6 protein-coding genes are annotated in these 7,715 nt (G+C 41.6%); 2 read left to right on the forward strand and 4 right to left on the reverse strand.

Annotated features, from left to right (window positions below):
* Nucleotides 1-39: 39 nt before the first annotated feature.
* The 4 genes from metG to QM928_RS00950 form a co-directional block, all read right to left on the reverse strand.
* Nucleotides 40-2,037, reverse strand: a complete 1,998-nt coding sequence (gene metG / locus QM928_RS00935; RefSeq protein WP_414294253.1) for a methionine--tRNA ligase — start codon at nucleotides 2,035-2,037, stop codon at nucleotides 40-42.
* A 135-nt stretch (nucleotides 2,038-2,172) separates the two neighbouring features.
* Complete coding sequence (locus QM928_RS00940; RefSeq protein ID WP_414294254.1) at nucleotides 2,173-3,432, reverse strand: ABC transporter permease; 1,260 nt, start codon at nucleotides 3,430-3,432, stop codon at nucleotides 2,173-2,175.
* Between the two features lies 1 nt (nucleotide 3,433).
* The gene (locus QM928_RS00945; protein ID WP_414294255.1) at nucleotides 3,434-4,135 is read right to left on the reverse strand and encodes an ABC transporter ATP-binding protein; all 702 of its coding nucleotides are present in this window, start codon (nucleotides 4,133-4,135) and stop codon (nucleotides 3,434-3,436) included.
* On the reverse strand, nucleotides 4,119-5,306 hold the full coding sequence (locus QM928_RS00950; RefSeq protein WP_414294256.1) for an efflux RND transporter periplasmic adaptor subunit: 1,188 nt from the start codon (nucleotides 5,304-5,306) through the stop codon (nucleotides 4,119-4,121). Before QM928_RS00950 ends, QM928_RS00945 begins: the two co-directional genes overlap by 17 nt.
* A 239-nt stretch (nucleotides 5,307-5,545) precedes the next feature.
* Here QM928_RS00950 and gor point away from each other — a divergent pair, with 239 nt between their 5' ends.
* Nucleotides 5,546-6,892, forward strand: a complete 1,347-nt coding sequence (gene gor, locus QM928_RS00955) for a glutathione-disulfide reductase (RefSeq protein ID WP_414294257.1) — start codon at nucleotides 5,546-5,548, stop codon at nucleotides 6,890-6,892.
* Nucleotides 6,893-7,031: 139 nt separating this feature from the next.
* On the forward strand, nucleotides 7,032-7,571 hold the full coding sequence (locus QM928_RS00960) for a biotin transporter BioY (protein ID WP_371607973.1): 540 nt from the start codon (nucleotides 7,032-7,034) through the stop codon (nucleotides 7,569-7,571).
* Nucleotides 7,572-7,715 lie beyond the last annotated feature (144 nt).

Here is a 7,715-nt window from a genome sequence, read left to right on the forward strand (position 1 = left end):
CAAAAGAAAAGAACCAGCTTAAACTGGTCCTTTTAAATCTTACCCAATCACACTTCCGTTTGGTACAGCTGGATCAACTGTGAGAAGGGTTAATTTTCCATCATGTTCAGCTGAGAGAATCATCCCTTGGCTGACATATTTTTTCATCATCTTACGCGGTTTGAGGTTGGCAACGATTTGGACTTTCTTGCCGACCAATTCTTGTTCGTTTGGATAGTATTTAGCAATTCCTGAAAGAATTTGACGATCTTCACCATCACCTGCATCCAAGCGGAATTGAAGCAACTTATCAGAACCTTCCACTTTAGACACTTCTTTGACTTCGGCAACACGGATTTCAACCTTGTCAAAGTCCTCAAACTTGATTTCTTCCTTGTTTAGTTTGAGTTCAACTTCGTCTGGGTTCCACTCTTTTTCGACTGCTGGTTTGTTGCCTTCCATTTGTTCCTTGATATAGACGATTTCTTCTTCCATATCCAAACGTGGGAAGATTGGTGTTCCTTTGGCAACTACAGTCACATCTGCTGGGAAGTCAGCCAAGCTCAAGTTTTCAAGGCTCGCTACTTCTTCCAAGCCAAGTTGATTCAATACTGCACGACTGGTTTCCATCATAAATGGCTCAATCAAGTGAGCGACGATACGAAGGCTGGCTGCCAAGTGGCTCATAACACTTGCCAATTGATCACGAAGAGCTTCATCCTTAGCCAGTACCCATGGAGCTGTCTCATCGATGTATTTGTTGGTACGTGAGATAAGAGTCCAAACTGCTTCTAAAGCACGTGGGTAGTCAACTGCTTCCATGTAGGTATGGTAGTCAGCGATTGATTGTTCTGCTACTTGAGCAAGAGCATTGTCAAAGTCTGTCACACCCTCTACATAGGTAGGGATTTGCCCATCAAAGTACTTGTTAATCATTGAAACCGTACGGTTGAGGAGGTTTCCAAGGTCATTTGCCAATTCATAGTTGATACGGCCTACATAATCTTCTGGAGTGAAGGTTCCGTCTGAACCCACTGGAAGGCTACGCATGAGGTAGTAACGAAGTGGATCAAGTCCATAACGTTCTACTAACATTTCAGGATAAACGACATTCCCTTTAGACTTAGACATCTTGCCGTCTTTCATGACAAACCAACCGTGGGCAATCAAACGGTCAGGTAATTTGATATCCAACATCATAAGAAGGATTGGCCAGTAGATTGAGTGGAAACGAAGAATATCCTTTCCTACCATATGGAAGACAGTTCCATTCCAGAATTTATCGTAGTTAGCATGATCCTCTTGACCATAACCAAGAGCTGTCGCATAGTTAAGAAGGGCATCAATCCAAACGTAGACTACGTGTTTAGGATTTGATGGAACTGGCACACCCCATGTAAAGGTTGTGCGTGATACTGCCAAGTCTTCCAATCCTGGCTTGATAAAGTTTTTCAACATCTCATTGAGACGACCATCTGGAGTGATGAAATCAGGATGTGATTTGAAAAATTCAACTAAACGATCTTGGTATTTGCTGAGGCGAAGGAAGTAAGATTCTTCTGAAACCCATTCAACCTCATGACCTGATGGAGCGATACCGCCAGTTACATTTCCGGCTTCGTCACGGAAAACTTCCGCAAGCTGACTTTCTGTAAAGAATTCCTCATCTGAAACTGAATACCAACCTGAGTATTCACCTAAGTAGATGTCATCTTGAGCAAGCAAGCGTTCAAAAACTTGTGCTACTACTTTTTCATGGTAGTCATCAGTTGTACGGATAAATTTATCATATGATATATCTAGTAATTGCCAGAGTTCTTTGACTCCAACTACCATCCCATCAACATAAGCTTGAGGTGTGATGCCAGCTTCTTCAGCTTTTTGCTGAATCTTCTGGCCATGCTCATCAAGCCCTGTCAAATAAAAGACATCGTAGCCCATAAGGCGTTTGTAGCGAGCTAGAACATCACAAGCAATGGTTGTGTAGGCAGAACCGATATGAAGTTTACCAGATGGATAGTAAATCGGTGTTGTGATATAAAAATTCTTTTCAGACATAATATTTCCTTTCCAGGCTAATGAAACCTGTTTTTCTAACACTTCATTATACCACATTTTTAGTGATTTTCGATAAGGAAATCCATACAAAAACAAGACAGACTGATGTCCATCTTGTTTTTCATCTTGATTATCTTATTCGTAGCGAAGAGCTTCAATAGGATCGAGTTTAGAAGCTTTATTGGCTGGTAGAACACCAAATATCATACCGATGCCAGCTGAGACCGCTAAGCTAAAGAGAGCGATTGGGATGGATACGCCAACTTCGATTCCTGCAATCAAGTTTTGAAGAAGAACACCTGCAAGCATGGTCACTCCTGCAGCAAGCAGAAGACCGATGACCCCACCTAATAAGGTTAAAATCATGGATTCAATCAAGAACTGAACCAGAATATTAGCTCGTGTTGCTCCTAGTGCTTTACGTAGACCAATCTCACGGGTACGCTCTGTCACCGAAACAAGCATAATGTTCATAACACCAGTACCACCGACAAAGAGGGAAATCCCCGCAATGGCACTAATAATCGTTGTTATGAAGCCGAACATTTGTTGCACTTCGTTGAAGGCTTCCGTTGCATCTGCTATCTGATACTCCCCTTGTTGGAGACCAGCAATCTCCGTCATTCTCCTAGCCAGCTCTGGTCCTAAAGTCTGAGTCAAGCTAGTATCATTGACACGGAAGACAATATTTGAAATCTCGTCTGTGTTAAAATTGGCTGCAAGAGAAATATTGGTCGTGATTGGTAGTCCTCCGACTCCAAAGGCTTTTGCAGCCTTAGCTTCTTTACTTGCATAAACACCAATAACACGGTAACTGATTTCATTTACTTCAACAAGCTGATTGAGAGCTTCTTGCGCTGAACCAAAAAGGCTATTAGCTAGTTCTTCATCTAAAATGATCACGTTTGCAAAATCCTTATAATCTTGTGCTCTAAGACTTCGACCTGCAATGATTTCATTTTCGACCGCATCCATATAGGTGACATTCCCACCCGTCATGTTAGCGTGTTCCACCTTTTTATCCTTATAGGTCAAGGTTACATTGGCTGAGTTGGTCACATAGTAACTATCCACTCCCTTGAGCTTAGCAGCTTCCTTAACCCAGGATTCTTGAGGTTTTGGTGGTTCAACAAAAACATCTTCCTCTTTACCAGACAGAGTTAGAGCAGACTGCTTCTGAGTAAAGGAACCGTCCTTACTCTTGGTAGGTGAGAAAAAGACATGGATGTCTTTCTGGGACTTGGTCATATTTTTATTGACCTGACGAGACATGGAGTCTCCCAAGGCCATGATGACGACAACGGATGATACGCCGATAATGATACCAATCATGGTTAAGAAAGAACGCATCTTGTGGGCCATGATGGATGAAAAGGCAAATTTCAGATTCTGCATCTTAGTTTTCCCCCTTTTCTACTTGAGCACTGTCAGACGAAATGACACCATCGCGGATGACAATCTGTCGCTTAGCATAGGCAGCAATTTCAGGCTCATGCGTTACCATAATGATGGTTTTTCCTTCTTTGTTTAATTCAACTAAGAGTTGCATGATCTGATTACCCGTTTTGGTATCCAGAGCTCCAGTTGGCTCATCAGCCAAGATAATAGATGGATTGTTAACGAGTGCACGCGCTATGGCCACCCTTTGTTTCTGCCCCCCAGACAACTCCGAAGGTAAATGATGGCTACGCTCAGTCAGTTCAACCTTTTCCAAATACTCTTCTGCTAATTTGCGACGTTTTGAAGCTGAAACTCCCGCATAAATCAAGGGAAGTTCGACATTCTGGAGAGCATTCATTTTGGACAAGAGAAAGAATTGTTGAAAGACAAAGCCAATCTCTTGATTTCGCACCTTGGCTAATTGTTTTTCACCCAAACCAGCTACTTCTTTTCCATCTAGAAAATACTGACCACTTGTAGGAGTATCCAACATCCCAATGGTGTTCATGAGGGTTGACTTACCTGAACCGGATGGTCCCATGATAGCTACAAATTCTCCCTCTTGAACTTCTAGGTTAATGTTTTTAAGAACTTGAAGTTCTTGGTCACCATTTCGATAGCTACGGCAGATATTTTTGAGGCTAATTAGTTGCTTCATCAGTCTTCACCTCTTTCCCTTCTTCTAAGGAAGCTGTCGGATTACTGATGACTTTTGCTCCATCTGTCAGACCAGATGTGATTTCTTGATTTTCTGCATCTGCATTGCCCAATCCAACTTCAACTTTTTTGGCCTTTTGATTTTCATCAAGGATCCAAACATAGTTTTTATCTTCTTCCATGACTACGCTGGTGATCGGAACAATCAATGCTTTGCTAGTGCTTTTCACTTCAACACTGACTGTAAAGCCCTGTTTCAAATCACCGATTTCGCTAGTTACATCGACTGTATATGGATATTTAGAACCTGTGTTTGAAGCAGCTAAGCTACTACTTGCTTCACTGTTATTTTTTGGATAATTTGAAATATAGCTAATCTTACCATTCCAAGTTTTATCTGGGTAAACCTTGGAAGTAAAAGTGACTTCTTGGCCTACAGATAGATTGGCAAGGTTGTACTCAGAAAGCTCTCCCTTGATCTGCAAGTTATCGTTACTTACGATATGAACCAAAACTTGACTATTTCCTGTTGGAGATTTTGAAACGTTACGATTCACTTCAACAACTGTTCCCTCCACCGTACTCAATACTGTAGCAGCATTCAACTGGGCTTGAGCTTTTTCGAGTTGCGCTTCTGCATCTGCACGCACATCACGAGCATCGCTGATTTGAGAATCAATAGCAGCTGTGGCAGAACCGGATGACTGAGCTGGCGCTTGTCCAGTTGCTCCTTCTAGACCTGCTTGCGGAAGGTTAGGTGTTGCTGCAGCAGTATTTCGAGACTCATTCAGATCATTGATATGACGGTCAGCTTTAGCAACTGCACGACTGGCAGCATCATAGGCAGCCTGGGCTTCTGTGCTACTATACTTGACTAAGGCCTGGCCCTCGCTTACCTTATCACCAACTGAAACTAGAACCTCATCCAAGTCTCCCTTGCTGCCATCAAAATAAACATATTGTTCTTTTTGAGCAGTTACTGTACCTGATAAAAGAACTGAAGATGCCACAGACCCCTCTTTGGCAAGGACTATCTTAGCAGTTTCATCTTTTGCTGCAGCTTGATTTGGTTGTCTTAACAGAAGAACAGCTGCTGCTCCCACTACAAATACTGACGCCACTCCAATAGCAGTAAATAAAGGCCATTTCTTAGCTTTTGACTTTCTTTTCATAGCAATACCCCTTTTATAAATATATATGTTAAGATTATAGCACATATCCTAAAAATGGACAATTTATTTCTCATTATCCAAAAACATTTGCTAAATCTTTTATTGTTGTATTAGTTATATAATACACTTTCTTTTTTATTTTTGCAAGCATTTTCTTAAAAATTTTAAACGTAGCAGATTTTTGCATTGACCTCCAAAAAAAGATAGAATATGACTAGAAAACAACAAAGGAGCTTTCTATGAGAGAATACGATATTATCGCCATTGGAGGAGGTAGCGGGGGTATTGCTACCATGAATCGTGCTGGTGAACATGGTGCTAAAGCGGCAGTTATTGAGGAAAAGAAATTAGGTGGAACCTGTGTCAATATTGGCTGCGTTCCTAAGAAAATTATGTGGTACGGAGCTCAAATCGCAGAGAGCATCCACAAATATGGACCTGACTATGGTTTTACAAGTACTGGCAATGAATTTGATTATGCAACGCTTCGTAAAAATCGTGAAGCCTATATTGATCGTGCTCGCTCTTCTTATGGTGGAAGCTTTAAGCGTAACGGAGTTGATTTGATTGAAGGACGCGCCGAGTTCGTTGATGCTCATACTGTTAGTGTCAATGGAGAGTTGATCCGAGCTAAGCACATCGTGATTGCGACTGGTGCACATCCTCAAATCCCTGCCATTCCTGGTGCAGAACTAGGTGGTAGTTCTGATGATGTCTTTGCTTGGGAAGAGTTGCCTGAATCTGTAGCCATTCTTGGGGCAGGTTACATTGCTGTCGAATTAGCTGGCGTGCTCCATACTCTTGGTGTACAGACTGATTTATTTGTCCGTCGTGAACGTCCACTTCGTGGATTTGATAGCTATATTGTTGAGAGCTTGGTTCAAGAAATGGAAAATACTGGATTAAACCTCCACACCCATAAGGTTCCTGCTAAACTTGAAGAAACTGAACAAGGCATTACCATTCATTTCGAAGATGGTAGTACTCATACTGCCAGTCAAGTTATCTGGGCAACTGGTCGCCATCCAAACGTTGAAGGACTCCAGCTAGAAAAGGCAGGCGTTACTCTCAATGAACGTGGTTTCATCCAAGTTGACGAATACCAAAACACAGTCGTTGATGGTATCTACGCCCTTGGTGATGTCACCGGTGAAAAGGAACTGACTCCTGTTGCTATCAAGGCTGGACGTACACTCTCTGAAAGACTTTTCAATGGAAAAACCAATGCCAAAATGGACTACACTACTATTCCAACTGTTGTCTTTTCACACCCTGCTATTGGAACTGTTGGGCTAACTGAAGAAGAAGCCATTAAAGAGTATGGACAAGAAAACATCAAAGTCTATACTTCAAAATTTGCTTCTATGTATTCAGCAGTTACCAGCCACCGTCAAGAAGCTCGCTTCAAGCTCGTTACAGCTGGTGCAGACGAAAAGGTTGTTGGTCTTCATGGTATCGGCTACGGAGTTGACGAAATGATTCAAGGTTTTGCAGTTGCTATCAAAATGGGAGCTACAAAAGCTGACTTTGATGCTACCGTTGCTATCCATCCAACTGGTTCAGAAGAGTTTGTGACTATGCGTTAATCCCTCAAAGAGACCCCTTGGTCTCTTTTTGGTTTAAATCGGCCGTTACAAGTTTGTAACCTTTATTTTTAAAATAGGTTGACATTTATATCTCTTTCAGTATAATAGTTACTATAAATTATAAAAGAGGTTAACTATTATGAAAAAAGCACACATTTATGCTATTCCAGCAATAGGCGCTGCTCTGATTGCAGTATTAGCCCAAATTAGCATTCCAATTGGACCTGTTCCATTTACTCTGCAAAACTTTGCTATTGGTCTCATTGCTACTGTTTTTAGATCTAGGGAAGCTGTTCTCTCTGTAGGACTTTATCTTTTGCTTGGTGCTATTGGACTTCCCGTTTTTGCTAGTGGTGGAGCTGGTTTTCATGTTCTGATTGGCCCAAGCGCGGGTTACCTTTGGTTTGACCTTGTCTATGCAGGGATTGCTTCCTACTTAACTCACACAAATAGTAGTGTTATACGTATTTTCCTAGCTAATCTCTTGGGTGATTCACTTGTTTTTGTCGGTGGTATCCTCAGCCTCCACTTCCTTGCTGGTATGCCTATTGACAAGGCTCTCGCTGTCGGTGTGCTTCCCTTTATCATTCCTGATCTTGCAAAAATTATTGCCATCAGTTTTATCGGACGCCCACTCCTTCAACGCCTTAGTAGCCAACCTTACTTTTCACAAAAATAAAAAAGAGGCCGGGATTTTGAACTGCACCCCAAAAGTTAGACATAAAAATCTAACTTTTGGGGTGTTTTTATTATGAAATTAACTTATGAAGATAAAGTTCAAATATATGAATTAAGAAAGAAAGGAGAGAGCTTTAGACAACTT

The organism is Streptococcus infantis (assembly GCF_047460405.1).
In the GTDB taxonomy this organism is placed as follows: Bacteria; Bacillota; Bacilli; order Lactobacillales; family Streptococcaceae; genus Streptococcus; species Streptococcus infantis_Q.